Consider the following 25,097-nt stretch of genomic DNA (forward strand, 5'->3'; position numbering starts at 1 on the left):
GCGATCAGCCTCCCAGCGCGTCGAGTTTGGTCTGGATGAACTGGCGGTTCGGAGAGTCGCCCACCAGTTTGGCCAAAGCAGATTTATAGGCGTCGCGCGCGGCGGCGGCATCGCCCTTGGCGACCAGCACATCGCCCTTCAAATCCAGGAACAGCGCGTCAAAACCAGCCGGATGCTCCTTGTTCAGTTCCGCAATCGCCGCGTCGTAGGTTTTCTGATCCAGCAGCAACGAGGCCAGACGCAGGCGGGCGATGGCGCTCACCGATACATCCTTGCTATTGGCCAGCACCCATTCCAGCTGGCTCTTGGCCAGCACGAGATCGCTTTTGTCGAAAGCGGCCTTGGCCAGGATCAGCGAACCGCGGGCGGCGTATGCCGTGGAGCCGAAGTCGTTCTGCAGCAGAGTGACCGCCGACTTCAGTTTGGCGATGTCCTTGGCCGTCACCGCCGCATCCACGTTCTCGTAAGCGGCGGCGGCTTTTTGCGCCTGGTCTTCCTGGTAGTAGCGATAACCCTTGAAACCCAGGTAGGCGATCGCAGACGCGGCCAGCACGCCGGCAATCAGCTTGCCCCACTGCTGCCAGAAGGCCTTGATCGAATCAATCTGTTCTTGTTCCTGCAAGTCGAACGCCATTGCGCCCCTCTCCCTTAAGCTTTCAGCGAGGTCAACACGGCGGCTACCGCATCCGCCGCCACGGTTTGTTGCTCGATCTCGGCGCGCAGCGCCTTGATCACCGCCTGACCAGTTTTGATTTCATTCTCGCCGACGATGACGGCGAACTGCGCGCCGCAGCCATCGGCTTTTTTCATTTGCGACTTGAAACTGCCCTCGCCCAAGTGCTGCACCACGGATAGGCCAGCGGCGCGCAGGCTTTGCGCCAGCTTCATCGCATACAAGGCCGCGCCTTCGCCCTGGTTCACCAGGTAGACATCGACACTGCGCTGCGCCGGCAGCAGTTGCTTGTCCTGCAGCAACAGCACCACGCGCTCCAAGCCCATGCCAAAACCGATGCCGGCAGCGGGCTTGCCGCCCAGTTGCTCGATCAGACCATCGTAACGACCGCCGGCGCAAACGGTGCCTTGCGCGCCCAGCTCATTGGTCACCCATTCGAACACCGACTGATTGTAGTAGTCGAGCCCGCGCACCAGCCGCGGGTTCTCGACGAAGTCGACGCCCAGTTCGCGGATCATCGCCTTCCAACCTTCGTAATGCGCGCGCGACGCTTCGCCCAGGTAGTCGGACAACTTGGGCGCTCCATCGGCCATCTGTTGCAGCGCCGGGTTCTTGGTGTCCAACACCCGCAGCGGGTTGCTGTACATGCGGCGCTTGCCGTCTTCGTCCAGGATGTCCACATGCTGCTCAAGATAGGTGATCAGCGCCTGGCGATGAGCTGCGCGTTCTTCCTGATTGCCCAGCGAGTTGATTTCCAGACGCACATACTGGGACAGGCCCAGACGACGCCACAAGTCCGCGGTCATCGCGATGATTTCGGCGTCGATGTCCGGACCGGCGAAACCCAGCGCTTCCACGCCCATTTGATGGAACTGACGATAGCGGCCCTTCTGCGGACGCTCATGGCGGAACATCGGCCCCATATACCATAGTTTCTGGGTGGCATTGTACAGAAGGTTGTGCTCGACCACCGCGCGCAGGGTGCCGGCGGTGCCTTCGGGGCGCAAGGTCAGGCTGTCGCCGTTCAGGCTGTCGATAAAGGTGTACATCTCCTTCTCCACCACATCGGTGACTTCGCCGATGGCGCGGACGAAGAGCGGGGTGGTTTCGACAATGGGAGTGCGGATGTTCTGGTAGCCGTAGTCGGCCAGCAGCTCGCGCAGCTTGCCTTCAAAGAACTCCCACTGATAGGACTCGGCCGGCAGCACGTCATTCATGCCTTTGACCGCTTGATATTTTTGTGCCATTGCTTGTTTTCTTGTATATCGCTTGAATCAGTGCCCGGTCATTGCGCCAAACGCGCTCAAACGCCTACCGGACGAATCGGGATGGTACGGCTGCCGCCCTCGCGACGCTTGGCGCCGCCCTCGCCGTAGCGGCTTTCCACATAGCGATCAACCAGGGCCGTGAACTCGGCGGCGATGTTGTCGCCCTTGAGGGTAACATCCTTTTGGCCGTCGACGTAAACCGGCGCCACCGGCACTTCGCCGGTGCCGGGCAGCGAGATGCCGATATCGGCCAGCTTGCTTTCCCCCGGGCCGTTGACCACGCAGCCCATCACCGCCACCTTCATGTCCTCCACGCCCGGATATTGCAAACGCCACACCGGCATCTGCGTGCGCAGATGGTTCTGGATCTGATCCGCCAGTTCCTGAAAGAAGGTGCTGGTGGTACGGCCGCAGCCCGGACAAGCGGTCACCAGCGGGGTAAAGCTGCGCAGGCCCATGGTTTGCAGCAGTTCCTGCGCCACCACCACTTCCTTGGTGCGCGCCTCGCCCGGCTGCGGCGTCAGCGAGATGCGGATGGTGTCGCCTATGCCTTGCTGCAGCAAGATCGCCAGCGCGGCGCTGGACGCGACGATGCCTTTCGAGCCCATGCCGGCCTCAGTCAGGCCCAGGTGTAGCGGGAAATTGCAGCGGCTGCCCAGGTCGCGGTATACGGTAATCAGATCCTGCACATTGCTGACCTTGCAGGACAGCAGGATCTGCTCGGCCGGCAGGCCCAACTCCATCGCCTTGTCGGCGGACTCCAGCGCGGAAACGATCAAGGCCTCGCGCATCAGTTGCTCCAGGGGCAAGGGCTGGGCGACGCGATTGTTGGCGTCCATCATCCGCGCCAGCAAGGCCTGGTCCAGGCTGCCCCAGTTAACGCCGATGCGCACCGGTTTGCCGTGCTCGATGGCGGTGCGGATCATGAAGGCGAATTTGTCGTCGCCCTTGGCGCCCTTGCCGACATTGCCCGGATTGATCCGGTACTTGGCCAGCGCGCGCGCGCAATCCGGATACTCTCTCAGCAGGCGATCGCCATTGAAATGGAAATCGCCGACCAAGGGAACCGCACAGCCGGCGTCGTCCAGGCGCTGACGGATTTCCGCCACCTTGGCCGCCGCCTCCGGCGAATTGACGGTAATGCGCACCAGCTCCGAACCGGCCTCGGCCAGTTCCATCACCTGCCGCACCGTGGCCGCCACATCGGCGGTATCGGTATTGGTCATCGACTGCACCACCACCGGCGCGTCCGAACCTACAATGACATGCCCCACCCTAGCCTGCAGAGTGGGGCGTCGCGCGATGTTCACGCTATCCATTCGCTACCTTGAATTACTTGAGTTCCAGCTTTGCCGTGGTGCCGCGGATCTTGTCCGAGAGGTCCACCGCTTGGCCATTGAAATTCACCGCCACTTGCGCGGCATTGCCGATCACCAGCTTGAACGGTGGCGTGCCGACCGCTTCCTGGGTGCTGCCCGGCTGCAGCGTCTGGAACACCAGCTTTTTGCCGGTGGCATCCACTACCGACACCCAGGCCTCGGCGTCCTTGACCGTCAGCACCAGCTTGCCGCTGGCCGCCGCCGCGGCGCTGGCCTGTGGCTTGGCCGCCGGCGGCGCCGACTGGACGGGCGCGCTGGCCGCGTTGACGATTTTCACCGCCTGCGGCGCTGAGGCCGGAACCGCTACTGGCGCGACTACCGGCGTGGACGCCGGCGCGTCGATCGCCAACATCGGAGCGGAGGCCTCGCCGGATGGCGCGGAGGCCAGTTCGCTAGCCAACGGGACAGAGGACTCGCCTCCCGCTTGTCGGCTGTCGCTTTCGTGATTGCTGGCCAGCCAGGCCACGCCGCCGCCCAAAGCCGCCAGCACCAGCAAAGCGATGATCCATTTCCCAGACGATCCGCCACCACCCGAAGACTCCAGCGTTTCCGTCGGTTGCGGCTGACTATCGTGACCACCATCACGCACCAGGTTGGCGACGTCGTTGACCGCGGAAGGAAATTGCCTATCCAGCGCGTGCATCAACGGCTCGGGGTCGATCTGCAGAAAGCGGGCATAGTTGCGCACGAAGCCGCGCACAAAGGTTGCGCCCGGCAAAATCGCAAAATCGTCGCGTTCAATCGCCTCCAATTGCCGCATCGACAATTTCAAGCGATCCGCGACCTCCCCCAAACCCATGCCAGCCGCTTCGCGAGCGGCTTTCAGCCGAGCGCCGACGCGCGCGTCCGCCGGCTGTCCCTGTTGTTCGAATTGTTGCTCCATCCTCAGCTTCCACTCAACAGCAGTTGTGTTTCTTTGGAATCCGGATAGCGGTTCTTGAGCGCGGCGGAACTTTCACTTTCCAAAACCCTGTTGCCGCTGGCACGCCCAATCTGCACCCCAAGCCATAAGTCGTCGGCTTGCAGCGCAGCTCCCTTGCCCATCCGTTCGAAATAGAAAGCAGCCAATTTGGCATTACCCAGCCCAAGATGCAACTGTGCTAATTCCCGCAACGCCGGCGCGAAATTGGGCACGGCGCGCAGTGCCGCCAGCAAATAATCATTGGCTTGTTCCTTATTGCCCATCTTGGCGCTGCAGTGCCCCAAATTCAAATAAGCGGTTTGCGGCGAATCATACAGCGGGTTGGCCAGCGCTTTCTGAAAATAGGACAAGGAATCTTGGGGCCGGTTTCGATCACACAGGAACAAACCGTAATTATTATTGGCCTCGGGACTGCTGGGATCCAGTTGCAGGGCCTTGAGGTAATTGGCCTCCGCCGGCCCATCCTCGCGCAACAGGGTCAGCACATAGGCCCGCGACACATAGGCGGGCACATAGGCCGCATCCGCGGCCACGGCCTGATCCGCCGTTTCGAGCGCCACTTTGTAATTGCCGATCTTGGCGTATTCGACGGCCAGCTGGCTGCGTATCGTCGCCAGTTCGCGCGAGGTGCCGGGATCGGCGGCAAATGCGGTTGAACTTGCAGCCATCCATAAGCAGGCCATCAACCCCATTTGCCGTATCGTCATTGCTTGTTGTCCTCTACGATCTGCATCCACTTGGCCTGACGGCGGGTCTTGTCCATCACCTGGCCGGCCAACTGGCCACAGGCGGCGTCGATGTCGTCGCCACGGGTTTTCCGCACCGTCACCACATAACCGCGTTCCTGCAAGATTTCGCGGAACGCGCGAATCGCGTTATTGCTGGAGCGCTCGTAACCGGAGTTCGTAAACGGATTGAACGGAATCAGATTGAACTTGCACGGCACGTCCCGCACCAGCTCCAGCAGTTGGCGAGCATGTTCCGGCCTATCGTTGACACCGTCAAGCATCACATACTCGAAAGTGATGAAGTCGCGTGGCGCTTTTTCCAGATAACGCTGGCATGCGGCCATCAGTTGCGCCAGCGGGTATTTCTTGTTGATCGGCACGATCACGTCGCGGATGGCGTCGTTGGGCGCGTGCAGGGACACCGCCAGCGCCACCGGGCACTCTTCGCGCAAGCGGTCCATCTGCGGCACCAGGCCGGAAGTGGACAACGTCACCCGCCGGCGCGACAGGCCATAGCCATGGTCATCCAGCATGATCTGCATCGCGCTGACCACATTGTCGAAGTTGGCCAGCGGCTCGCCCATGCCCATCATCACCACATTGGACACCACGCGCTCGTTCTTGGGCGTGACGCCCATCGCCTTGTTGGCCCACCATAGCTGGCCGATGATTTCGGCGGTGGACAGGTTGCGGTTGAAACCCTGGCGGCCGGTGGAGCAAAACGTGCACTCCAGCGCACAGCCTACCTGGGATGACACGCACAAGGTGCCGCGTTCATCCTCGGGGATGAATACGGTTTCGACGCCATTGCCGGTGCCGACGTCGAGCAGCCACTTGCGGGTGCCATCACTGGACGCCTGCCCGGTCATCAGCGAGGGGACCTTCACTTCCGCGCGTTCGTGCAGCTTGGCGCGCAGGCTCTTGGCCAGGTCGGTCATCGCGTCGAAATCGTCTTCCGCCATCTGGTGCATCCAGCGCATCACTTGCTTGGCGCGAAACGGCTTCTCGCCCATTTCGGCGAAGTGCCGGGTGAGTTGATCCAGGTTGAAGTCGAGCAGGTTGGTTTTCATGCATTCCTCGGGAAAAGCAGAGGCGGCGTGGACGACCGCCTCGCGCAGCAGCCCGCCGCTAGCGGCGGGCTGCGCAACAACTGGGTACTATTTGAGATTAGCGGGCGCTGATCTCGGATGCAGCAAAGAAATAAGCCACTTCGATCGCGGCGTTTTCCACGCTGTCGGAACCATGCACGGCGTTAGCGTCGATGGAGTCGGCGAAATCGGCGCGGATGGTGCCGGCTTCAGCTTTCTTCGGATCGGTCGCGCCCATCAGTTCACGGTTCTTCAGCACGGCGTTTTCGCCTTCCAGCGCCTGGATCATCACCGGGCCGGATACCATGAAGTCAACCAGGTCCTTGAAAAACGGACGCTCTTTGTGCACGGCGTAGAAGCCTTCGGCTTCGGCGCGCGACAGTTGCTTCATCTTGGCGGCCACGATTTTCAGGCCGGCGGATTCGAAACGATCGTAGATTTTGCCGATGACGTTTTTACCAACGGCGTCCGGCTTAACGATGGACAAGGTGCGTTCAATTGCCATATAAATTCTCCCAAACATCAAGACAAGTGGCTAAACTTGAGTATTATGCAGCCACTCGGGTTACCCAATTTTGACGAACCCGACATTTTAGCAGTGTTTTCAACCATGTGCTGCACATTTCTCTAGCCCCACGGACCATGCGCGAACAAGATCAACAAAACCCCGACAAAGCCGACGCCGACACCGATCTCAACGGCAAGCTGAAAAAGCGCCTGCTGATCGCCGGCGGCCTGGTCGCCGTGGCGCTGGCCGCCATTCCGCTGACCGACAGTTTCAACAAGCCCAAGGTGGAAATGACCGCCAGCAGCCAGAGCCCCAGCTCGGGCAAGATCATCAAGCCGGCCAGTTCCGCTCCGGCGGAAACCCCGGCGGCGACCCCGGCCGTCGCCAGCGCGCCGACACCGGACAGCAGCGCCCCCGCGGCAGAAGCGGCGGGCGCGCCGCGCTCTCCCAGCGCGGCCAGCCCAAGCGCGCCGGACCTGGATAAAACGCCGGCCGTGGTCAACAACCGCCCGGCCCCGCGCGCGCAGGAGCATGCCCACGGTGCCGCAGCGCCCCATGCACAGGCGCCCGCAGCCAAAAACGCAGCGGCACCGAGCGAGCGGACCGCGACGCCGGTCGCCGCTCCGCAGCCGGCGCCCATGGCGAAAAGCGCCGCCGCTCCAAGCGACAAAGCCGCAACGCCGGCCGCGCCCCCAGCCAAGGAAAGCCCAAACAAGGCGCGCCCCGCCGGTACTTCCATCGGCTACCAAGTACAGTTGGGCCTGTTTTCCAGCATCGGCAACGCCGAGAAGCTGGTCAAGGAACTCAAGCAACACGGCATCCCCGCGCACACGGTGACCCGGGTTCAGGTTGGCCCGTTCAAGAGCCGGGCCGAGGCCGACGAGACCATGGAGAAACTGCGCGGCCTGGGATACGCGCCGCTGCTGGCGCCGGCCAACCAGTAACAGCAGCCCACGATTGCGTTGGTCGACACATTGCGCGATGAGCGTCGATTTCGAACCGCCCAATCATGAATAGGCGCTGACAAGAACGCGGGCAAAAAAAATCCCCCGCGCCCAAGGCGCGGGGGAAAGCTCTGGCTCACTCAGACAATTGGAACAAGACCGGCCTCCCGTAGGCAGCCGCCCTTCTCCCCTTGCCCGGCCATTCTCCCGCGACGGCAGCGCCAAGCCCAAACAGTCTCAAGAATTCATCAAGACGCCACGACCCAAACAAAAAAGCCCTCCCCGCGCCGCGGAGAGGGCTTGCCAACCGGTAAGGACATCAACTCCAGTCCAGAATCACCTTGCCGCTCTGCCCGGACAGCATCGCTTCGAAACCCTGTTCAAACGCATCCACCGGGAAGTGATGGGTGATGATGGGAGTGATGTCCAGACCGGACTGGATCAGGGCCACCATCTTGTACCAGGTTTCAAACATCTCGCGACCGTAGATGCCCTTGATTTCCAGACCCTTGAAGATCACATGATTCCAGTCGATGGCGGTGTCCGCCGGCGGAATGCCCAGCAGCGCGACCTTGCCGCCGTGGTTCATGGTGTCCAGCATCTGGCGGAAGGCCTGCGGGTTACCGGACATCTCCAGGCCGACGTCGAAGCCCTCGGTCATGTGCAACTCGGCCATCACCTGTTTCAGGTCCTGCTTGGCCACGTTCACCGCCCGCGTCGCGCCCATTTTGCGCGCCAGTTCCAAGCGGTATTCGTTCACATCGGTGATCACCACATGGCGCGCGCCGACATGGCGCGCAATCGCCACCGCCATGATGCCGATCGGACCCGCTCCGGTGATCAGCACGTCCTCTCCCACCAGGTTGAAGCTCAGCGCGGTGTGCACCGCATTGCCGAAGGGGTCGAAGATGGACGCCAGATCGTCGGAAATGTCATCCGGAATCGGGAAGGCGTTGAAGGCTGGAATCACCAGGTATTCGGCGAACGCGCCCTCGCGATTGACGCCCACGCCAAAGGTGTTGCGGCACAGGTGGCGGCGGCCGGCGCGACAGTTGCGGCAATGGCCACAGGTGATGTGCCCTTCGCCAGACACGCGCTGACCTATGCTGAAGCCCTGCACTTCCGAGCCGATTTCCTCGATCACACCAACGTATTCATGGCCTACATGCATCGGCACCGGAATGGTTTTCTGCGCCCAGTCATCCCAGTTCCAGATATGGATGTCCGTTCCGCAGATCGCGGTCTTGCGAATACGGATCAGTAGATCGTTATGGCCGATTTCCGGCTTGGCCACATCGGTCATCCACAGGCCGCGTTCGGACTTGAGTTTGGATAATGCTTTCATTTCTATTCCTATCCGCCGCTGCGCCCGCCCGGGCGCGCGGCGCAACGCCTCAGATCACGCCCAGTTCACGGCCGACTTTGATGAAAGCCGCCACAGCCAGCCTAACCTGTTCTTCACTGTGGCGAGCCGACATTTGGGTACGGATGCGCGCCTTGCCCTTGGGCACCACCGGGAAGGAGAAGCCGATCACGTACACCCCTTCCTCCAACAGCTTGGCCGCCATCTCGCCGGCCAGCCGCGCATCGCCCAGCATCACCGGCACGATGGGGTGCTGACCCGGCACCAGAGTAAAGCCCGCCGCGCTCATTTCCTGGCGGAACACTTCAGCGTTGCGGCGCACCTTGGCGCGTAGCTCGGCGCCCTCGCCCCCCTTGAGAATGTTCAGTACCTCCAGGCTGGCGGCGGCAATGGCTGGCGCCAGGGTATTGGAGAACAGGTAGGGACGCGAGCGCTGGCGCAGCAAGTCGATGATGGCCTTGCGGCCGGACACATAGCCGCCGGACGCACCGCCCAGGGCCTTGCCCAGGGTGCCGGTATAGATATCGATGCGATCGGCGACGCCGCACAGTTCCGGAGTGCCAGCACCGCTGTCGCCGATGAAGCCGACGGCGTGGGAATCGTCCACCATCACCAGCGCGCCATGGCGTTCGGCCACTTCGCACAAGGTTTTCAGATCGGCGATGATGCCGTCCATGGAAAACACGCCGTCCGTAACGATCAGCTTGAAGCGCGCGCCGGCCTGCTCAGCGGCGACCAGCTGCGCCTCCAGATCGGCCATGTCGTTGTTCTTGTAACGGAAGCGCTTGGCCTTGGACAAGCGCACGCCGTCGATGATGGACGCGTGATTGAGCTCATCGGAAATCACCGCGTCTTCTTCGCCCAGCAGGGTTTCGAACACACCGCCGTTAGCATCGAAGCAACTGGAGTACAGGATGGTGTCATCGGTGCCCAGGAAGCCGGAAATCGCCTGCTCCAGATCCTTGTGCACTTGCTGGGTGCCGCAGATGAAACGGACGGAGGCGCAGCCGTAGCCGTAGTCGTCCATGCCCTGCTTGGCCGCTGCCACCAGGCGTGGATCGTCGGCCAGGCCCAGGTAGTTGTTGGCGCAGAAATTCAGCACATTGCTGCCGTTGCTCAACGCGATGTCCGCGCGCTGCGGCGTGGCGATCACGCGCTCGGGCTTTTCAAAACCGTCGGCGCGAATCTGCGCCAGCGTGGCTTCTAGGTGGGCTAAGTAGGTTCGGTTCATGACTGTCCTTGTCCTGTGATGACAAAAGAATCCCAATCGAGCCGCCAAATTCATGACAACTCAAAACTGGCACCATTCTAGCCCAGTCATTTAACAGCGATCAGTGACAGTTACTGGCGATTTTCCCAGATACTGTACCCAGCCAAGCTTAATCCAAACCAGCACTGTCACCATCGATACCGCGTTTGGACAATCTTCACTTCAAATACTTGGCGACAATCTTTTCCAGCTTTCCATTTTCGCGCAGTTGCTGAAATGCCCGACTCAGCTTCAGCGCCGTAGCATCCGGCATTTTGAGACTGCAAGCCAGGTAAATGCCGGTAGACTGCATCCGCAGCCCTTCGCGGAAGTTTCCAGCCGGCGCTCCCACTTGCTTGATGGTGTAAGCGGCCACCACATCATGCACTGCCCAGATATCCGCCACCCCCGCCGCCAGTTCACGCTCCGCCTCTTCCGGCGTTGGCAGCACCGAGAACGGGATATTGTTTTTTCTTAAATAATCCGCCACCGACGAGCCCAGCAGCGCCACCACGCGCTTGCCTCTGACGTCATCAAGGGTATTCAACACCAGCGAACGATGAGTATTGATGAAGAAGGACTGGTTGCTTTCCAACACCAAGCCTACCCAGCGATAGAGTTTTTCCCGCTCCGGGGAGCGGGTGAACGGAATCAGACAGCTGTCCGCATCCTGTTGCACTTGCAGTTGGGCGCGCTTCCACGGCATTTCCGGCATGCGCACGCCAAGCCCGGCCAGCAGCGCCGCCTGAGCGATGACCTCGACGGCGATGCCACTTGACCTGCCGGCGTCGCCCTTCATCACCAGCGGCGGGTATTCCACGCTATAAACCGACAGTACAGGCGCTTCCGCCGCCAAAACCGTCATGCTCCACAAGCCCAGCAAGCACCCCAGCCTCATTCCTCTCCCTCCGCAACCCATGTCCCCAGCCACCGCCAGACATCACACCTGTTAGAACCTGTTCAAAATCTGCTGCGCTTCGTGAGACGTGGCACGGTGAGTACCGCTTCGAAATGCTCATGCACCACGAGTACATTCCGCCTTCTCAGCGGTTTTCGCCTTGTCTCGCCCTTGCTCGCGAGACTTTGAACAGGTTCTTAGCAGTCCTTAACATGATTTTTAGTTCAGCCAGCGGCATTTGCGCGCGGAAAGCGCGCAGCCACCGCTCGCGATGCTAAAATCCGCGCCATGTCCTTGCGCGCCCTCCTCATCTCCAGTTCTCTGACCTTACTGCTCGCCGCCTGCGCCAGCACCTCGCAGCCCGCGGCGGTCGAATCCGCCGGTTTTTACCGGGTCAAGCCTGGAGACACCCTGTTCCGCATCGCCCAAAATAACCGGGTCAGCGTGGCCAATCTGGTGCGCTGGAACAACCTCAAGGACCCTTCCAGCATCAATGCCGGGCAGTTGCTTCGCGTATCGCCCCCCGCCGGAGCCACGCAGGCGTCGGGCAAACCAGGACACCAGCCGCCTGGCCGGCCAGCAAGCAAGCCCGCGGCCTCCGAACCCAGCAAACCGGCCCCCAAGCCGGTGGCCAGCATCAAACTGGCCTGGCCGGTCAAAGGACCCGTCATCGCCAAATTCAACGGCCAGGGCAGCAAGGGCATAGACATCGCCGGCGACGCCGGCGCCACCATACGCGCAGCAGCATCCGGCAAGGTCACCTACTCCGGCAAAGGCATCCGCAGCTACGGGAATCTGCTGATCATCCAGCATGACAACGCCCACCTCACCGTCTATGCTCACAATCAATCCCTGCTGGTCAAGGAAGGGCAGACAGTCAAGACCGGCGATGCCATCGCCACCATGGGCAACTCCGGGGCCAACCGGGTCAAACTGCATTTTGAATTGCGCGTCCGCGCGGCGGCGGTCGACCCCATGCCCTATCTGGCCGACTGACACCACCGGAGACGCGGCGCTTGTCTGCTCGCCGTCCGGCGCTCACAATACTTTAGAGTTGCCAACAAGCTGCCACGGTGTAGTCTGTGTCGGCGCATTGCCTCTGCCGTAGAACTGATTTTTGTTAGAACCTGTTCAAAGTCTCGCGAGCAAGAGCGAGACGAGGCGAAAACGAGCGAAAAAGCGGAATGTACACGTGGTACATGAGCATTTTGAGCTTGTATTCACCGTTCAACGCTTCACGAAGCGCGGCAGACTTTGAACAGGTTCTTAGCCACTCTGTACAATAGACGCAACAACCCAAGCCGCCGGCGCCGCACACTGCGGCGGCGCAAAGCGGACGCAAGAAGGCAAGCCAATGCGGCGGATACTGATACTTGGCGGCATATTGCTGGCCCTCGCCGCCCAAGCCTGGGCTCAGAAGACCATCAAGGTGGCGTTCGGCGAATCCCTGGAGCCTTATGTGATGGAGGGCGGCAAGACCGGCCTGGAACTCGAAATCGTGCGCGCCGCGCTGCAAGAGCGCGGCTATCTGATCGAACCGGTATTCTTCTCCCAACCACGCCTGCCGATGGCGATGAAGAGCAAAGACATCGACGCGGTGGCGACCGTGGGCGAACAGGCTGGCTTGCAGGCCGAGTATTCCGACGTTTACATCAGCTACGAAGATGTGGCCATCACTCTGGCCAGCAGGCATATCCAGCTGCACAACCCCAAGGAACTGGGCGCCTATCGCGTGCTGGCCTTCTCCCTAGCCAAGCAATACCTGGGTCCCGCCTACAAAGAGATGGCCAAGGCCAATCCCAATTATGCCGAGACCGCCAACCAGGTGGATCAGAACCGGCTGCTATTCAGAGGCTCGGTGGACGTGGTGGTGGCCGATCGCAATATCTTCGCCTGGATGAATCACAAACTGAGCAGCCAATTCAAGGAAAAAACCGCGCCGGTGGACATTCATCGCCTGTTCGCGCCCACCCTGTACCGGATGGCCTTCCGTAGCGCGACACTGAAGGATGAGTTCAACCACGGCCTGCGCGCGATTCAAAAGAACGGTGTTTACAAGCAGATTGTGAATCGTTACCAGAATCCCTAGCCGCGATTGCCGATGACGGCGAGATGGCCTAACCTTCACGGTTTGATTTCGTTCCGCCCCGCTACCGTGAAACCATCCTTGCTGCTGTTCGCCCTGCTGCCGGCCCTGCTGAGCGCCTGCGCCAATGTGAGTCGGCCCGCTCAGCCTGCTGCCCCCACCGCCCCCATCATTGTGGCGCCGTCCGCGCCCCCACCGGAGCCGGATGCGCTGCCACCGCTTGAAACGCCGACAGCCACCCCACCAGTGGCGGTGCAGCCTCCCCGCCCCGCCTACAGCGACCCTCAGGCCGGGCGGCTCTTGCTCAATCGCGTGCTGCCGCCCAAGATCCGCGACCGTCAGGGCTGGAGCAACGACATGCTCTCGGCCTTCACCCACCTGAAAATCCCCTACACCGCGGAGAATTTCTGCGCACTGGCGGCGGTGATCGAACAAGAGTCCAGTTGGCAGGCCGACCCCACCGTGCCCAATCTGCCCGCCATTGTCTGGGACAAGATAGCCGAGCGTGCCCACGGTTATCTGATTCCGCTACCGGTGGTGAAAGCGGCCTTGCTGAAAACCTCGCCCAACGGCAAGAGTTACAAAGCGCGCATCGACAGCCTGCGCACCGAGCGGGAAATGAACGATTTGTTCGAGGACATGGCGCGCGAGGCCAGCAAGCTGGGCCTGCCGATGAATATGAAGAACCCGATCCGCACCGGCGGCCCGATGCAGGTCAGCGTCGAATTCGCCGATGGCCACGTCAAAGTCTGGCCCTACCCCTATCCGCGTAGCGGCAGCGTGCGCCAAGAAGTGTTCACCCGCCGTGGCGGCGTTTATTTCGGTGCCGCCATCCTGCTGCAATACCCGGCGCCGTATAGCCAGATGCTGTACCGTTTCGCCGATTTCAACGCCGGCCGCTACAGCAGCCGCAACGCGGCCTTCCAAGCCGTGATGGAAAAACTCAGCGGCAAGGATCTGACGCTGGACGGCGATCTGCTTAGCTACAAGGACGGCAGGGTCTATGCCAGCGCCACCCAGAGCGCGGTCATCAGCCTGGGCGGCAAGCTGGGCATGGGGCAGGGCGAGATTATGCGCGACCTTAAACTGGAAAAAAGCGCCGCCTTTGGCCAAAGCGAGCTCTACCGCAAAACCTATGCGCTGGCGGACCAGCGCTTCGGCAAGCCCGCGGCGCGCGAGCAACTGCCGCAGATCGATCTGAAAAGCCCCAAGATCACCCGCAAGCTGACCACGGAATGGTTCGCCAAACGCGTCGATGGCCGCTATCAGCGCTGCCTGGAACGCGCGCGCTGACACCTCCGCGCGGCCTGAGCGTTGACAGCCGGGCTGCTATAATCGCCGCAAACCCCGCTTTGCGGCGGGGATGCCGGGCGCCTTGGCCCGGCCTGACAACAGCTAGAAATCATCATGCGCACCACGCTCTCTTACTTCACCGGATCGCTGCTGTTCAGCGCCATCGTGCTGGCCGCCACCGGCTGGTACGGTTTTCAAGTCGGCGGCCCCGCCGTGGCCGGCTCTTTTCTCGTCACCGCCCTGGTGCTGGCGATATTGGAAACCAGCGTGTCCTTCGACAATGCCGTGGTCAACGCCACGGTGCTGCAGGCGATGAGCCCGCTGTGGCGCAATATCTTCATGACCCTGGGCATCGCGGTGGCGGTGTTCGGCATGCGCATTCTGTTTCCGCTGCTGATCGTGTCCGTAGCCGGCGACACGCCGCTGTTGGAAGCCTTTGCCATCGCCACCCGCGAACCGCTGCGCTACCAGCAGATCATGCATGACTCCCACCTGATGATCATGGGCTTCGGCGCCACCTTCCTGTTGATGGTGGTGGTGGAATATTTCGTCAAGAAGGAAAAAGACGAACACTGGCTGCCGGCCATCGAGCCGCTGCTGGCGCGGCTGGGTTCGGTGGAGAACGCACAGTCGCTGCTCGCCATCCTGCTGATCGCGCTGGTGACGGCGGCAATCCCCGAAGACCAGAAACTGGAGTTCCTCAGCAGTTGCTTCTGGGGCTATGTGGTATTCATGGCGCTGCATGCGTTCAAGCAGCTGTTCGGCGGCATGGACATTCAGACCGCAGCGGCCAAGAACGGCCTGATCGGCTTCGTCTACCTGGAAACACTGGATGCCAGCTTTTCCATGGATGGCGTCATCGCCGCCTTCGCCATCACCAATAATTTCTGGCTGATCGCCGCCGGCCTTGGCATCGGCGCGATGTTCGTGCGCTCAATGACCATACTGCTGGTGGAGCGCAATATCATCGGCCAGTTCAAATACCTGGAAACCTCGGCGTTCTGGGCAATCGCCGCCCTGGTCGCCATCATGTTCGCCGCCGCTCTCCACATCGAGCTGGGTGAAGTGACCACAGGTCTGATCAGTGTCGTCATCATCGGCCTGGGCATTGTCACCAGCCTGCCGTCCAAACATCGCCGCCGCTAAAACAGGTTTAAAGCAAACGGGCCCGCATGCGGGCCCGTCGACAAACGTTTTCCCGCTCAAGCCGAGGTGTTCACCACCGCGCCTATCCCCGCATTCGCTGCATTCTGCGATAAATCCTGGCTTAGATTCTGCAAGAAGGACTGCAAGGAGGACTGGCTCTGACCAGAGCCTGAGTTGCCCAGCGCTTGCTGCAAGTTCTGGAACGCGCTGCTCAGCGCGCTGGTGGCATCGCTCTGCGTGCCATTCGCCATATCTTGCAGCAGTTGCTGCAAATTGGTCTGGAAGTTGCCGAATGGCGAACTGGGACCGGAGGCATCGCCTCCCGAGCCATCCTGGTCCGTGGATGCCGATTCAGACCCTGAGCCTTGCTGGCCCACCGCTTGAAACAAGGCATGCATGAAGGAGTGAAGCGCTTGACGCACCCCGCCAGCGGAACTGGAGCCGTCGGCGCCGGCATCCGAGCCGCTACTGGCAGCGGCGGCCGAGGAGGACGTGGCCGAGGAAGCGCCCGGCACATTGATGCCCGCCTGCTGCAAGGCCTGCAGCACGCTCTGTTCAAAACCGCCACCGCCATGGTGGTGATGGCCGCCATGGCCTTGCACCTGCCCGCCACCCTCACTTGACGGGCCGCTGGACAGGGACACACTCTCCTGCAAGGAAAACTGGGCGTAAAACGAACTGGAGCTGCTATTGATCGATCCGAGTGACATGGCGCTCTCCCTGATAAAGGATGGCTGGGGTCAACCCCGGCCTCAGCCTCGCTTTCCAATATCGGCAGCCATCGTCCCAGTCGCAGCGGAAAGATGTAAATATATGTTAAACCAGGGTTTTCGCTGAAGCGCTAGCAACGGTAACTGGCTCCGGTCATCAATTTGGCGGACAACTTCATCGCGCCCTTGACTGGAGCCGGCAGCGTGGCCGCGCCCAACTCATGGGCCATGTCGGCGTGCTTGAGCTCATCGTCGCGCATCTGCGTGACGATGGCGCGGCTCTTGGCATCCCCTTCCGGCAACAAGGCCAGGTGGCTGTCCAGATGCGCGCCCACCTGCTGCTCGGTTTCCTCCAGGAAGCCGAGATTCCACTTGTCGCCCAAGACCCCGGCTGCCACGCCTATCGCCAGCGAGCCGGTATACCACAGCGGGTTGAACAGACTGGGGCGCCCGCCCAGCTCGCGTATGCGCCGCTCGGTCCAGGCCAGATGCTCCACCTCCTCCTGCGCCGCCAGGCGCAGGGCGTCGCGCGCCTGCGGCGTGCGCGCGGTCAAGGCCTGTCCCTGGTACAAGGCCTGAGCGCACACTTCGCCGCAGTGGTTTACCCGCATCAAGCCCAAGGCATGCTGCTTTTCCTGCGCCTCCAGCTCAGTCTCTTCCAGTTCCGCGTCCGGGTGCGGGCGCAGGCTCTGCGCGGGCGCAAACAGGGTGCGCAGGCCCTTGTCGAACTCGACTATCCATTTGTCCAACATCTATCCGTTCTTTCTCGCGCTGACACAATCGCCGGCGATTATACCCGGCCGATACGCAGCGCGGCAGCTGCTGCTATAATCGCCGGGTTTATCGAAACTCTGTGTTTAACGCTCTACAAGGATTCCCGCTGATGGATCTCGCAAGCATCGGTCCTGGCAAAGACATGCCGGGCGACTTCAACGTCGTAATCGAAATCTCCGCCAACGCCGCTCCGATCAAGTACGAATTCGACAAGGACTGGAATGCGCTGGTGGTTGACCGTTTCATGGGCACCTCCATGATGTACCCGGCCAACTACGGTTTCGTGCCACAAACCCTGGCCGGCGACGGCGACCCGGTTGACGTGCTGGTGGTGACTCCGTTCCCGCTGCCGCCGGGCGTGGTAGTGCGCTGCCGCGCGCTGGGCATGATCAAGATGGAAGACGAGTCCGGCGTTGACGCCAAGCTGGTGGCTGTCCCGGTGGAAAAACTGTGCCCGATGTACAAGTCCATCCAGAAGCTGGAAGACCTGCCGGAACTGCTGCGCAACCAGATGGTGCACTTCTTCGAGCACTACAAGGACCTGGAAAAAGGCAAGTGGGTCAAGGTACAAGGCTGGGGCACGCTGGACGACGCCAAGGCCGAGCTGGTTGACGGCATCGCCCGCTTCGAAAAATAAGGCCATTGAGCCCAATGCAAACCGGCGCCCCGCGCCGGTTTTTTCATGCCCATCCGCCACCGCGCCCACACATTCGCCAATACTGATATTGCAGCGCAATATGCCGACAAGATTTGCTACAATCGTCGGCAGCTGTCCGATGCCGCTGGACGCCTCCAGAAAAGCAAGTGATGGTTATTAAATACGATAAATAATACTTTTACCCGCCATCGCATTGCGGGTATCGTTTCAACAAGGCAACTCACACCCGTCCGACGCTTGACGCGGCCGGTCGCCCAATCGGAAACACTGTGACCTACATCGCCCAAGGCTCAGCAACGCAACTGCACTGGCTCCAGCAACGGCTGGCTCGCCGGGGGCTGCCTGCGCTTGCCGACGCCGGCGGCGCTCCGCCCTGGCTGCCCGCCGATTGGCAGGGCTTTTATCTGCCATCCGGCAGCTGGATCAATATCGACACCGATCACCAGGCCGCGCTGCAGCCCCGCCAACGGCATTGCCAGGACCATGGCGCGCAGTTGCTGGAATTGGACGGCGCTTGGCAAGCCCTGGGCCGGGACTTCGGCTTCATGCTGCTGCTGGGCGCGGAACAGACGCCATCCGCCGCCGCGGCGGCACTGCTGGACGCACTGGCGCCGCTGCCCGCCGCCTGGCTGCGCTGCGGCCCGGTGGGCAGCGCGCGCTACACGCGCCAAGTCTGGGAAGGCTTGCTGTTCATGCTGCGCCAGCATGCGCCGCCGACACCGGACACACCGATCGCCCTGGACTGGGAAAACGCGCTGCGTCGGCAATGGCAACTATGGGAAAAACTGCTCCAGCTATCCCTGCGCTACCTCGAGCGACACGGCCTTGACGCCGACGCCGCGTCTGCGCGCCAGGCCTTCGCGGAAGCGCCGTGGCGGCAGCATCATTACGCGGCCAGCCTGGCACGCCTGATAGTCGCCGCCGGCGGCTGCCAACAAGCCTGGCAGCAATTATGGAGTACGCTGGCGGCCCATGCCCCCGCGGCGCCAAATTGAAAAAGCCCGCATTGCTGCGGGCTTTTTGATTGGGTAACGCTCAGGCATCAAGCGGCGCTGGTCGCCTTCTTGCCACGGGCAACGGCGGCGCTGGCGGCCTTGGCCGAATTGGTGGCGGCTTCCACGCTGGCTTCGGCGATTTCCGCGCTGACTTTCTTGGCGGTCTTGGACACGCTTTCGAAAGCGGCGTTGGAGGTGTTCACCAGGCTTTTCAACGCCGACACCGCGGCATCCGAGCCGGCCGGTGCGTTCTTGGACAGGCGGTCCAGATTGCTCAGCAGGGTCTGATTGCCCTCGGCGATCTGCTCTTCGACAAAAGCGGCCAGCTCATTCTGGGTAGCCAGCGCGGCGTCGTAGACATTGCGCGCCACGGAGAAAGCCTGATCGATGGACGGCTGAGCCAGGTTGCTCTGCACCTCGGCAAAAGCCTTCGGGTCCTTGGCTTCGCTCAAGGCCTTGATGGCCTGGGCATTGTCGGCCAGCAGCTTGCGCGACAGTTCCAGTTGCAGCGCGGCCAGACGCTCGGCACCGGCCAGCACGATGGAGGAGAAACGCACGGCCTTGTCGAACTGCGACTGGCCGAGAGCGGAGAATTCTTGAGTAGTGGTAAACATGACAACTCCTAAAAATATCCAAAATTGACAGCTCAGCAACGACAGCGAACTTAACCTGCGCTCATGATGTTGCATCGCAACAATTACCATTGTGGCTGCTGCCACTGCCCCCGTCAAGAAAAATGTTGCGGCGCACAAACCACTAAGCTGCTATTTTTCATGAATTTTTGCAACACAAACATTCCAAAAGCATTACAAGACAACCCGTTTTTCCGCACCGCACCGACGATTCCCTCAATTGCAACACTCGCCACCGCCAAAGCCCGCCACACCGGACGATTACGGCCTTTGCCGCCAGAACTGAGCAACGCCATTGAAAGCCTGTCTGCAACCCAGTACACTCGCCCCATAGAATAAATCTATCTACATAAAGCCAAGTACAATGAGCCCTGCGGCCAACGCATTCGACATAAAATCCGCCAGCCTGGATCTGCTGGCGCTCCTTCTGCGCACTGACGACCTGGAAGAATTGAGCCAGGCGCTGGACGCCCGCTTCGGCACCGGCCACGACGCGCCGGCCGAAGCCTTCGTCCTCGACGTGGAAGCCCTGCCCGCCCCGGCGGAACTGGACTACGGCCGCCTCTTGCCCATGCTCAGCCGTCGCGGCATCCGCGCGGTGGCGCTGCGCCACCCCAGTACCGCGCTGGCCGGCATCGCCAGCCAGTTCGGCCTGGCCTACACCAGCAGCGCCACGCCGGCGCGCTCGGCGCAAAACGCGCCGGAACCCGCCGACAAACCCGCCGCGCCGGAACCAGCCCCGGCCACCGGCGCCATGATCGTCGACCGTCCCGTGCGCGCCGGCCAGCAAATCTACGCCAAGGGCTGCGATCTGATCGTGCTGGCCATGGTCAGCGCCGGCGCGGAAGTGATCGCCGACGGCAATATCCACATCTACGCGCCCTTGCGCGGCCGCGCGCTCGCCGGCGCGCGCGGCAACGCCGGCGCCCGCATTTTCGCTCGCAGCATGGAGGCCGAACTGGTATCCATCGCCGGAGTCTATCGAACTATCGAACAAGCCTTGCCCGACAGCATTCTGGGCAAGCCAACTCAAATCTATCTCGAGAACGAGCGCCTGGTCATGACCGCGCTCGGCGAGTAACAAGCCATTATTCAAAGGGATCGACTGTGGCAAAAATCATCGTTGTGACGTCCGGCAAGGGTGGCGTCGGTAAAACCACTACCAGTGCCAGCTTCTCCTCCGGCCTGGCGTTGCGCGGTCACAAAACCGTCGTCATCGACTTCGACGTCGGCCTGCGCAACCTGGACCTGATCATGGGTTGCGAACGCCGCGTGGTCTATGACCTGATCAATGTCGTCAACGGCGAAGCCAGCCTGAACCAGGCGCTGATCAAGGACAAGAACTGCGACAACCTCTACATCATCCCCGCCTCGCAAACCCGCGACAAAGACGCGTTGACGCTGGACGGCGTGGAAAAGGTGTTGAACGACCTGGCCGAAGCCGGCTTCGAATACATCGTCTGCGACTCGCCGGCCGGCATTGAAAAAGGCGCGCTGATGGCGCTGTACTTCGCCGACGAAGCGCTGATCGTCACCAATCCGGAAGTTTCCTCGGTGCGCGACTCCGACCGCATCCTGGGCATTCTGTCCTCCAAGTCCAAGCGCGCGGAAGAAAGCCGCGAGCCGGTCAAGGAACACCTGCTGATCACCCGCTACTCCGCCGGCCGCGTCGACAAGGGCGAAATGCTGTCGGTGGACGATGTGAAGGAAATTCTGCGCGTGCCGCTGCTGGGCGTGATTCCGGAGTCGCAGACCGTTCTGCAAGCCTCCAACTCCGGCACCCCGGCCATCCACCTGAAAGGCTCGGACGTTGCCGACGCCTATTCCGACGTGGTGGCCCGTTTCCTGGGCGAAGAGCGCCCGATGCGTTTCCTCGATGCTCCCAAAGTGGGCATTCTGAAGCGCCTCTTTGGAGGTTAAGTCATGTCCCTGATCGAAATGATCTTTGGCAAGCGCCAGAAAACCGCGGCCATTGCCAGAGAACGCCTGCAAATCATCCTGGCCCACGAACGCAACGGCCGCAGCGCGCCCGACTATCTGCCGGCGCTGCAGCGCGAATTGATGGAAGTCATTTCCAAATACGTGGCGGTCAATCTGGACGACATCAAGGTGCAAGTGGAGCGCCAGGACGACTTCGAAGTGCTGGAAGTCAATATCGTGCTGCCGGAGCACCAGCGCTGAGCCATGACGCTGACCGAACTCCGTTACATCGTCGCGGTGGCGCGGGAACGCCACTTCGGCCGCGCCGCGCAAAGCTGCTTCGTCAGCCAGCCGACGCTGTCCATCGCCATCAAGAAGCTGGAGGATGAACTGGGCGTCACGCTGTTTGAGCGCGGCGGTCAGGAAGTCAGCGTCACCGAGATCGGCGAACGCATCATCGAGCAATCGCAGCGCGTGCTGGAAGAGGCCGAGACCGTCAAGCGCCTGGCCGGCGAGCACCAGAACGAACTGGTGGGCCCGCTGAAGCTGGGGGTGATCTTCACCATCAGCCCCTATCTGCTGCCGCGGCTGATTCCGGCGCTGCGCATCCTGGCGCCGGACATGCCGCTGATCCTGGAGGAGAACTACACCTCCCGGCTCTCGGAAATGCTCAAGCGCGGCGAAGTGGACGCCATCATCGTCGCCGATCCGTTCGAAGAAGCCGGCACCGTGGCCTGCCCCTTGTATGACGAGCCCTTCGTCGTCGCCACGCCCAAGGGTCATCCCTGGGAAAAACTGGCGGGCATTTCCGCCGGCCAGTTGGCCGATGAAAGCGTCTTGCTGCTGACCCAGGGCAACTGCTTCCGCGATCAGGTGCTGCAGGCCTGCAGCGACCTGGCCAGCCGGCAGAGCCACGGCGGCACGCTGGCCGCCAATCTGCAGGGCAGCTCGCTGAACACCATCCGCCACATGGTGGCCAGCGGCATGGGCGTCACCGTGATGCCATCGACCTCGATAGGTCCTACCGACGAATCGCTGTTGTCGGTGGTACCGTTCAAGGCGCCGGCGCCGCAACGCCGCGTGCTGCTGGTGACCCGCAAGCAGTTCTTCCGCAAGAAGGCGATCGACACCCTGCAGCAGGCGGTGTTCCGCTCCGGCCTGGAAGGCGTGGCGATGCTGGAAGGCGAAGCGCCGCTGCAATAAGCGCCACACCACTCGGACAAACCGCTGCGCATCGCAGCGGTTTTTTTCCGCCCATCTGCTGCCAGGAGCTCCATCATGACCACGCTGCACAGCATTGAAATCAAAGCCTTCGTCCCCGCCCGCGACTACGCGCTGTCGCAGCGCTTCTATGCCGATCTGGGCTTCGAACAAAAATCCGACAGCCACGGCGTCAGCTACTTCGTCCACGGCCAATGCAGCTTCCTGCTGCAGGACTTCTATCATCCGCAACTGGCGGAAAACCTGATGCTGCATCTACTGGTCAGCGATGCCGCCGCCTGGCACTTGCTGGCGCAAGGCGTCGCCCAGCGCTACGCCGTCCAGCTTGGCCCACTGACCGAGCAAGCTTGGGGCATGCTCGACTTCTGCCTGTACGACCCCTGCGGCGTGCTGTGGTGCATCGGCCAGAACCGGTAAGCCCGGCCGCCTAGCCTTCGCGTGGCGAATAACAAACAGCCGCCAAATCCACGACATGATTTTGTCATCAAGATGGTAGCCATGCAGACAAAACATGATAGATTGACATTCATCCTGATTTTTCCTGCCACCCACCCCAGGAGTCATGAGCGATGAACATAGCTGACAATCCTTTATTGCAAGACTGGAACACCCCGCAACAACTACCTCCGTTCGACGCGATCCGCGCCGAGCACTTTATCCCCGCCCTTGAAGTCCTGTTCACACAGCATCTGGCGGAAATCGACGCGCTGGCCCAGCGGACCGACGCGCCCAGTTTCGCCAACACCGCCGCCGCCTTCGACGCCAGCGGCCTGCGGCTGGAACGCGCCACCCTGCTGCTGAGCAACCTGGTCGCCTCGGCCAGCACCCCGGCGTTGCAGGCGGTGGAGCGCGACACCGCGCCGCTGCTGGCGCGGCATCAGAATCAAGTCCTGATGCACGCGGGCTTTTTCCAGCGCCTGGATCAGCTTCATCAGCAGCGGCTGGCGCTGGAGCTGAGCGAAGAGCAGCGCCGCTTGCTGGAGCGCATCCACACCGACTTCGTCCGCGCCGGCGCCAAGCTGCAGGGCGAGCAGCGGCAGCGTTTCGCCGAGCTGCAGACGCAGCTGGCTGAACTGCAAACCAGCTTCCGTCAAAACCTGCTGGCGGACGAGGCGGAATACGCGCTATCCGTGGGTGACGATCAACTGGACGGCTTGCCCGGTTTCGCCCTGGACGGTGCCCGCGCCGCCGCGGCGGAACGCAAACTGCCCGGCCATGTGTTCACCTTGTCGCGCGCGTCGGTACTGGCCTTTCTCGGCTTTTCCAGCCAACGCGGGCTGCGCGAACAGCTGTGGCGCGCATGGACCAGCCGCGGCGAACACGCGGAACGCGACAATCGTCCGCTGGCGCGCCGCATCCTGGCGCTGCGCGCCGAACTGGCCGGCCTGCTCGGTTATGCCAATTTCGCCGACTACGCGCTCGCCAATCGCATGGCCGGCACGCCGCAAGCGGTGGAGCAGCTGATGCGGCAAGTGTGGGAGCCGGCCAAGCAAAGCTGCGCGCGCGAGCTGGAGCTATTGCGCGCCGAGGCGCGGCGGCTGGGAGAGCCGGAGGACATCCAGCCCTGGGATTGGTATTACCTGGCGGAAAAGGTCAGACAAAGCCAGTACGCGCTGGATGATGCCGAAACCAAGCCCTATTTCAGCCTGGACAATATGATAGCCGCGATGTTCGATGTCGCCGGCCGTCTGTTCGATCTCAGCTTCGTCGAACGCGCCGGACTGCCGCGCTACCATCCGGATGTGCGGGTTTGGGAGGTCTATCGCGGCGTGGAGTTGATCGGCGTGTTCTATGGCGACAACTTCGCGCGTCAGGGCAAGCGCAGCGGCGCCTGGATGCATTTGTTCCGCCAGCAGGCGCGCAACGGCGGCAAGACCCTGCCGGTGGTGATCAACAACAACAACTTCGTCAAGTCCAGCCACGGCCCCACTCTGCTCAGCTTCGACGATGTGCGCACCTTGTTCCACGAATTCGGCCATGGCATGCATGGCTTGCTGTCCGATGTCGAATACCGCAGCTTGTCCGGCCCCAACACGCCCAGGGATTATGTGGAGCTGCCATCGCAGCTATTCGAAAACTGGGCGCTGGAACCGGCGGTGCTGGCCAAGCACGCGCGCCACGCCGATAGCGGGGAGGCCATCCCTCAAGCGCTGATTGCCAAGATCCTGGCGGCGCGCAGCTTCAATCAAGGCTTTGAAACCGTGCGCTACGCCGCCTCAACGCTGATAGACCTTGCGCTGCATCTGCGCAACGACGTTGACGGCGTGGACATCGCCGCCTTCGAGGCCGAGCAGCGCCAAAGCCTGGGCGTGCCCGACGCCGTCGGCATGAACCATCGTCCACCTCACTTCCAGCACATCTTCGCCAGCGACGGTTATGCCGCCGGCTACTATGTCTACATCTGGGCCGAGGTGCTGGAAGCGGAGGCCTTCGCCGCCTTCAAGGAACGCGGCGACGCCTTCGATCCCGAGTTGGCGGACAAGCTGCGCCGCTATATTTACAGCGCCGGCGACAGCCGCGAGCAAAGCCAGGCTTTCCGCGCCTTCCGCGGCCGCGATCCCGATGCCGCCGCCATGTTGCGCAAGCGCGGCCTACTCGGCGCGTGACCGCCCCCAGCGGCCGGCGGCCCCCAGTCCGCCGGC

Annotated in this window: 27 protein-coding genes; 13 read left to right on the top strand and 14 right to left on the bottom strand. The window is 61.9% G+C overall.

The window, feature by feature from the left end; genetic code table 11:
- Positions 1–4: 4 nt before the first annotated feature.
- The 7 genes from ACE3QM_RS10650 to ndk form a co-directional block, all read right to left on the bottom strand.
- Positions 5–634, bottom strand: a complete 630-nt coding sequence (locus tag ACE3QM_RS10650; protein ID WP_374421669.1) for a YfgM family protein — start codon at positions 632–634, stop codon at positions 5–7.
- A 14-nt stretch (positions 635–648) separates the two neighbouring features.
- A complete protein-coding gene (gene hisS / locus ACE3QM_RS10655) occupies positions 649–1,920 on the bottom strand; it encodes a histidine--tRNA ligase (protein ID WP_374421672.1) in 1,272 nt (423 codons plus the stop codon).
- 56 nt (positions 1,921–1,976) lie between these two features.
- Positions 1,977–3,260: a flavodoxin-dependent (E)-4-hydroxy-3-methylbut-2-enyl-diphosphate synthase gene (ispG, locus tag ACE3QM_RS10660; protein WP_374421677.1), complete on the bottom strand. Its 1,284-nt coding sequence runs from the start codon at positions 3,258–3,260 to the stop codon at positions 1,977–1,979.
- Positions 3,261–3,273: 13 nt separating this feature from the next.
- Positions 3,274–4,203, bottom strand: a complete 930-nt coding sequence (locus ACE3QM_RS10665) for a helix-turn-helix domain-containing protein (RefSeq protein ID WP_374421681.1) — start codon at positions 4,201–4,203, stop codon at positions 3,274–3,276.
- A gap of 2 nt (positions 4,204–4,205) precedes the next feature.
- On the bottom strand, positions 4,206–4,949 hold the full coding sequence (pilW, locus tag ACE3QM_RS10670) for a type IV pilus biogenesis/stability protein PilW (protein ID WP_374421684.1): 744 nt from the start codon (positions 4,947–4,949) through the stop codon (positions 4,206–4,208).
- Positions 4,946–6,040 (bottom strand): 23S rRNA (adenine(2503)-C(2))-methyltransferase RlmN, encoded by a 1,095-nt coding sequence (gene rlmN, locus ACE3QM_RS10675; protein ID WP_374421688.1) that lies wholly within the window; start codon positions 6,038–6,040, stop codon positions 4,946–4,948. The genes pilW and rlmN overlap by 4 nt, the downstream gene beginning before the upstream one ends.
- A gap of 97 nt (positions 6,041–6,137) precedes the next feature.
- On the bottom strand, positions 6,138–6,563 hold the full coding sequence (ndk, locus tag ACE3QM_RS10680; RefSeq protein ID WP_048409044.1) for a nucleoside-diphosphate kinase: 426 nt from the start codon (positions 6,561–6,563) through the stop codon (positions 6,138–6,140).
- Between the two features lie 137 nt (positions 6,564–6,700).
- Between ndk and ACE3QM_RS10685 the strand changes: the two genes are divergently transcribed.
- Entirely contained in the window at positions 6,701–7,510 is an 810-nt protein-coding gene (locus ACE3QM_RS10685) for an SPOR domain-containing protein (RefSeq protein ID WP_374421695.1), read from the top strand.
- A 319-nt stretch (positions 7,511–7,829) separates the two neighbouring features.
- On the opposite strand, the gene tdh is transcribed toward ACE3QM_RS10685, so the two are convergent.
- The 3 genes from tdh to ACE3QM_RS10700 all read right to left on the bottom strand — a co-directional run bounded on the left by tdh (position 7,830) and on the right by ACE3QM_RS10700 (position 11,020).
- Positions 7,830–8,855 carry an L-threonine 3-dehydrogenase gene (gene tdh / locus ACE3QM_RS10690; RefSeq protein ID WP_374421697.1) on the bottom strand — a complete coding sequence of 342 codons (1,026 nt, stop codon included), beginning with the start codon at positions 8,853–8,855 and terminating at the stop codon, positions 7,830–7,832.
- A gap of 49 nt (positions 8,856–8,904) precedes the next feature.
- Entirely contained in the window at positions 8,905–10,104 is a 1,200-nt protein-coding gene (locus ACE3QM_RS10695; protein ID WP_374421699.1) for a glycine C-acetyltransferase, read from the bottom strand.
- 196 nt (positions 10,105–10,300) lie between these two features.
- Positions 10,301–11,020: an ABC transporter substrate-binding protein gene (locus ACE3QM_RS10700; protein WP_197081410.1), complete on the bottom strand. Its 720-nt coding sequence runs from the start codon at positions 11,018–11,020 to the stop codon at positions 10,301–10,303.
- A 288-nt stretch (positions 11,021–11,308) separates the two neighbouring features.
- Here ACE3QM_RS10700 and ACE3QM_RS10705 point away from each other — a divergent pair, with 288 nt between their 5' ends.
- The 4 genes from ACE3QM_RS10705 (at position 11,309) to ACE3QM_RS10720 (ending at position 15,545) form a co-directional block, all read left to right on the top strand.
- Complete coding sequence (locus tag ACE3QM_RS10705) at positions 11,309–12,016, top strand: peptidoglycan DD-metalloendopeptidase family protein (protein ID WP_374421705.1); 708 nt, start codon at positions 11,309–11,311, stop codon at positions 12,014–12,016.
- 358 nt (positions 12,017–12,374) lie between these two features.
- On the top strand, positions 12,375–13,109 hold the full coding sequence (locus tag ACE3QM_RS10710) for a substrate-binding periplasmic protein (protein ID WP_374421710.1): 735 nt from the start codon (positions 12,375–12,377) through the stop codon (positions 13,107–13,109).
- A gap of 66 nt (positions 13,110–13,175) precedes the next feature.
- Complete coding sequence (locus ACE3QM_RS10715; RefSeq protein WP_374421714.1) at positions 13,176–14,399, top strand: DUF1615 domain-containing protein; 1,224 nt, start codon at positions 13,176–13,178, stop codon at positions 14,397–14,399.
- Between the two features lie 114 nt (positions 14,400–14,513).
- Positions 14,514–15,545, top strand: coding sequence for a DUF475 domain-containing protein (locus ACE3QM_RS10720; RefSeq protein WP_374421717.1), 1,032 nt, complete (start codon positions 14,514–14,516; stop codon positions 15,543–15,545).
- Positions 15,546–15,601: 56 nt separating this feature from the next.
- On the opposite strand, the gene ACE3QM_RS10725 is transcribed toward ACE3QM_RS10720, so the two are convergent.
- Both ACE3QM_RS10725 and coq7 read right to left on the bottom strand, forming a co-directional pair.
- Positions 15,602–16,255, bottom strand: coding sequence for a hypothetical protein (locus tag ACE3QM_RS10725; RefSeq protein WP_374421721.1), 654 nt, complete (start codon positions 16,253–16,255; stop codon positions 15,602–15,604).
- 131 nt (positions 16,256–16,386) lie between these two features.
- On the bottom strand, positions 16,387–17,007 hold the full coding sequence (gene coq7, locus ACE3QM_RS10730) for a 2-polyprenyl-3-methyl-6-methoxy-1,4-benzoquinone monooxygenase (RefSeq protein WP_374421725.1): 621 nt from the start codon (positions 17,005–17,007) through the stop codon (positions 16,387–16,389).
- A 131-nt stretch (positions 17,008–17,138) separates the two neighbouring features.
- Between coq7 and ppa the strand changes: the two genes are divergently transcribed.
- Both ppa and ACE3QM_RS10740 read left to right on the top strand, forming a co-directional pair.
- Positions 17,139–17,666, top strand: coding sequence for an inorganic diphosphatase (gene ppa / locus ACE3QM_RS10735; protein WP_048409055.1), 528 nt, complete (start codon positions 17,139–17,141; stop codon positions 17,664–17,666).
- 290 nt (positions 17,667–17,956) lie between these two features.
- On the top strand, positions 17,957–18,682 hold the full coding sequence (locus ACE3QM_RS10740) for a hypothetical protein (protein ID WP_231463464.1): 726 nt from the start codon (positions 17,957–17,959) through the stop codon (positions 18,680–18,682).
- A gap of 47 nt (positions 18,683–18,729) precedes the next feature.
- Here ACE3QM_RS10740 and ACE3QM_RS10745 read toward each other — a convergent pair whose 3' ends face one another.
- Both ACE3QM_RS10745 and ACE3QM_RS10750 read right to left on the bottom strand, forming a co-directional pair.
- Positions 18,730–19,296, bottom strand: a complete 567-nt coding sequence (locus ACE3QM_RS10745; RefSeq protein ID WP_048409057.1) for a phasin family protein — start codon at positions 19,294–19,296, stop codon at positions 18,730–18,732.
- 113 nt (positions 19,297–19,409) lie between these two features.
- The gene (locus tag ACE3QM_RS10750; RefSeq protein ID WP_374421735.1) at positions 19,410–19,646 is read right to left on the bottom strand and encodes a hypothetical protein; all 237 of its coding nucleotides are present in this window, start codon (positions 19,644–19,646) and stop codon (positions 19,410–19,412) included.
- A 32-nt stretch (positions 19,647–19,678) separates the two neighbouring features.
- Here ACE3QM_RS10750 and minC point away from each other — a divergent pair, with 32 nt between their 5' ends.
- The 6 genes from minC (at position 19,679) to ACE3QM_RS10780 (ending at position 25,061) form a co-directional block, all read left to right on the top strand.
- Positions 19,679–20,395, top strand: a complete 717-nt coding sequence (gene minC / locus ACE3QM_RS10755; protein WP_231463460.1) for a septum site-determining protein MinC — start codon at positions 19,679–19,681, stop codon at positions 20,393–20,395.
- Between the two features lie 26 nt (positions 20,396–20,421).
- A complete protein-coding gene (minD, locus tag ACE3QM_RS10760) occupies positions 20,422–21,234 on the top strand; it encodes a septum site-determining protein MinD (RefSeq protein ID WP_048409059.1) in 813 nt (270 codons plus the stop codon).
- A 3-nt stretch (positions 21,235–21,237) separates the two neighbouring features.
- Complete coding sequence (minE, locus tag ACE3QM_RS10765; protein WP_019104116.1) at positions 21,238–21,495, top strand: cell division topological specificity factor MinE; 258 nt, start codon at positions 21,238–21,240, stop codon at positions 21,493–21,495.
- Between the two features lie 3 nt (positions 21,496–21,498).
- On the top strand, positions 21,499–22,437 hold the full coding sequence (locus ACE3QM_RS10770) for a LysR substrate-binding domain-containing protein (RefSeq protein ID WP_231463458.1): 939 nt from the start codon (positions 21,499–21,501) through the stop codon (positions 22,435–22,437).
- A gap of 75 nt (positions 22,438–22,512) precedes the next feature.
- A complete protein-coding gene (locus tag ACE3QM_RS10775) occupies positions 22,513–22,872 on the top strand; it encodes a VOC family protein (RefSeq protein WP_374421751.1) in 360 nt (119 codons plus the stop codon).
- Positions 22,873–23,024: 152 nt separating this feature from the next.
- Positions 23,025–25,061, top strand: a complete 2,037-nt coding sequence (locus tag ACE3QM_RS10780; RefSeq protein ID WP_374421755.1) for a M3 family metallopeptidase — start codon at positions 23,025–23,027, stop codon at positions 25,059–25,061.
- Positions 25,062–25,097 lie beyond the last annotated feature (36 nt).

Origin of the sequence: Chromobacterium sp., from assembly GCF_041912965.1 — a bacterium.
Taxonomy (GTDB): domain Bacteria; phylum Pseudomonadota; class Gammaproteobacteria; order Burkholderiales; family Chromobacteriaceae; genus Chromobacterium; species Chromobacterium aquaticum.

Coding starts and splice junctions, on each gene's coding strand:
- ppa (WP_048409055.1), top strand. CDS start 17,139: ATGGATCTCGCAAGCATCGGTCCTGGCAAAGACATGCCGGGCGACTTC.
- ACE3QM_RS10770 (WP_231463458.1), top strand. CDS start 21,499: ATGACGCTGACCGAACTCCGTTACATCGTCGCGGTGGCGCGGGAACGC.
- minC (WP_231463460.1), top strand. CDS start 19,679: ATGAGCCCTGCGGCCAACGCATTCGACATAAAATCCGCCAGCCTGGAT.
- ACE3QM_RS10750 (WP_374421735.1), bottom strand. CDS start 19,646: ATGGGGCGAGTGTACTGGGTTGCAGACAGGCTTTCAATGGCGTTGCTC.
- rlmN (WP_374421688.1), bottom strand. CDS start 6,040: ATGAAAACCAACCTGCTCGACTTCAACCTGGATCAACTCACCCGGCAC.
- ndk (WP_048409044.1), bottom strand. CDS start 6,563: ATGGCAATTGAACGCACCTTGTCCATCGTTAAGCCGGACGCCGTTGGT.
- ACE3QM_RS10780 (WP_374421755.1), top strand. CDS start 23,025: ATGAACATAGCTGACAATCCTTTATTGCAAGACTGGAACACCCCGCAA.
- tdh (WP_374421697.1), bottom strand. CDS start 8,855: ATGAAAGCATTATCCAAACTCAAGTCCGAACGCGGCCTGTGGATGACC.
- ACE3QM_RS10665 (WP_374421681.1), bottom strand. CDS start 4,203: ATGGAGCAACAATTCGAACAACAGGGACAGCCGGCGGACGCGCGCGTC.
- ACE3QM_RS10695 (WP_374421699.1), bottom strand. CDS start 10,104: ATGAACCGAACCTACTTAGCCCACCTAGAAGCCACGCTGGCGCAGATT.
- ispG (WP_374421677.1), bottom strand. CDS start 3,260: ATGGATAGCGTGAACATCGCGCGACGCCCCACTCTGCAGGCTAGGGTG.
- ACE3QM_RS10650 (WP_374421669.1), bottom strand. CDS start 634: ATGGCGTTCGACTTGCAGGAACAAGAACAGATTGATTCGATCAAGGCC.
- ACE3QM_RS10745 (WP_048409057.1), bottom strand. CDS start 19,296: ATGTTTACCACTACTCAAGAATTCTCCGCTCTCGGCCAGTCGCAGTTC.
- ACE3QM_RS10705 (WP_374421705.1), top strand. CDS start 11,309: ATGTCCTTGCGCGCCCTCCTCATCTCCAGTTCTCTGACCTTACTGCTC.
- hisS (WP_374421672.1), bottom strand. CDS start 1,920: ATGGCACAAAAATATCAAGCGGTCAAAGGCATGAATGACGTGCTGCCG.
- minE (WP_019104116.1), top strand. CDS start 21,238: ATGTCCCTGATCGAAATGATCTTTGGCAAGCGCCAGAAAACCGCGGCC.
- ACE3QM_RS10685 (WP_374421695.1), top strand. CDS start 6,701: ATGCGCGAACAAGATCAACAAAACCCCGACAAAGCCGACGCCGACACC.
- ACE3QM_RS10775 (WP_374421751.1), top strand. CDS start 22,513: ATGACCACGCTGCACAGCATTGAAATCAAAGCCTTCGTCCCCGCCCGC.
- ACE3QM_RS10710 (WP_374421710.1), top strand. CDS start 12,375: ATGCGGCGGATACTGATACTTGGCGGCATATTGCTGGCCCTCGCCGCC.
- pilW (WP_374421684.1), bottom strand. CDS start 4,949: ATGACGATACGGCAAATGGGGTTGATGGCCTGCTTATGGATGGCTGCA.
- coq7 (WP_374421725.1), bottom strand. CDS start 17,007: ATGTTGGACAAATGGATAGTCGAGTTCGACAAGGGCCTGCGCACCCTG.
- ACE3QM_RS10725 (WP_374421721.1), bottom strand. CDS start 16,255: ATGTCACTCGGATCGATCAATAGCAGCTCCAGTTCGTTTTACGCCCAG.
- ACE3QM_RS10700 (WP_197081410.1), bottom strand. CDS start 11,020: ATGAGGCTGGGGTGCTTGCTGGGCTTGTGGAGCATGACGGTTTTGGCG.
- ACE3QM_RS10720 (WP_374421717.1), top strand. CDS start 14,514: ATGCGCACCACGCTCTCTTACTTCACCGGATCGCTGCTGTTCAGCGCC.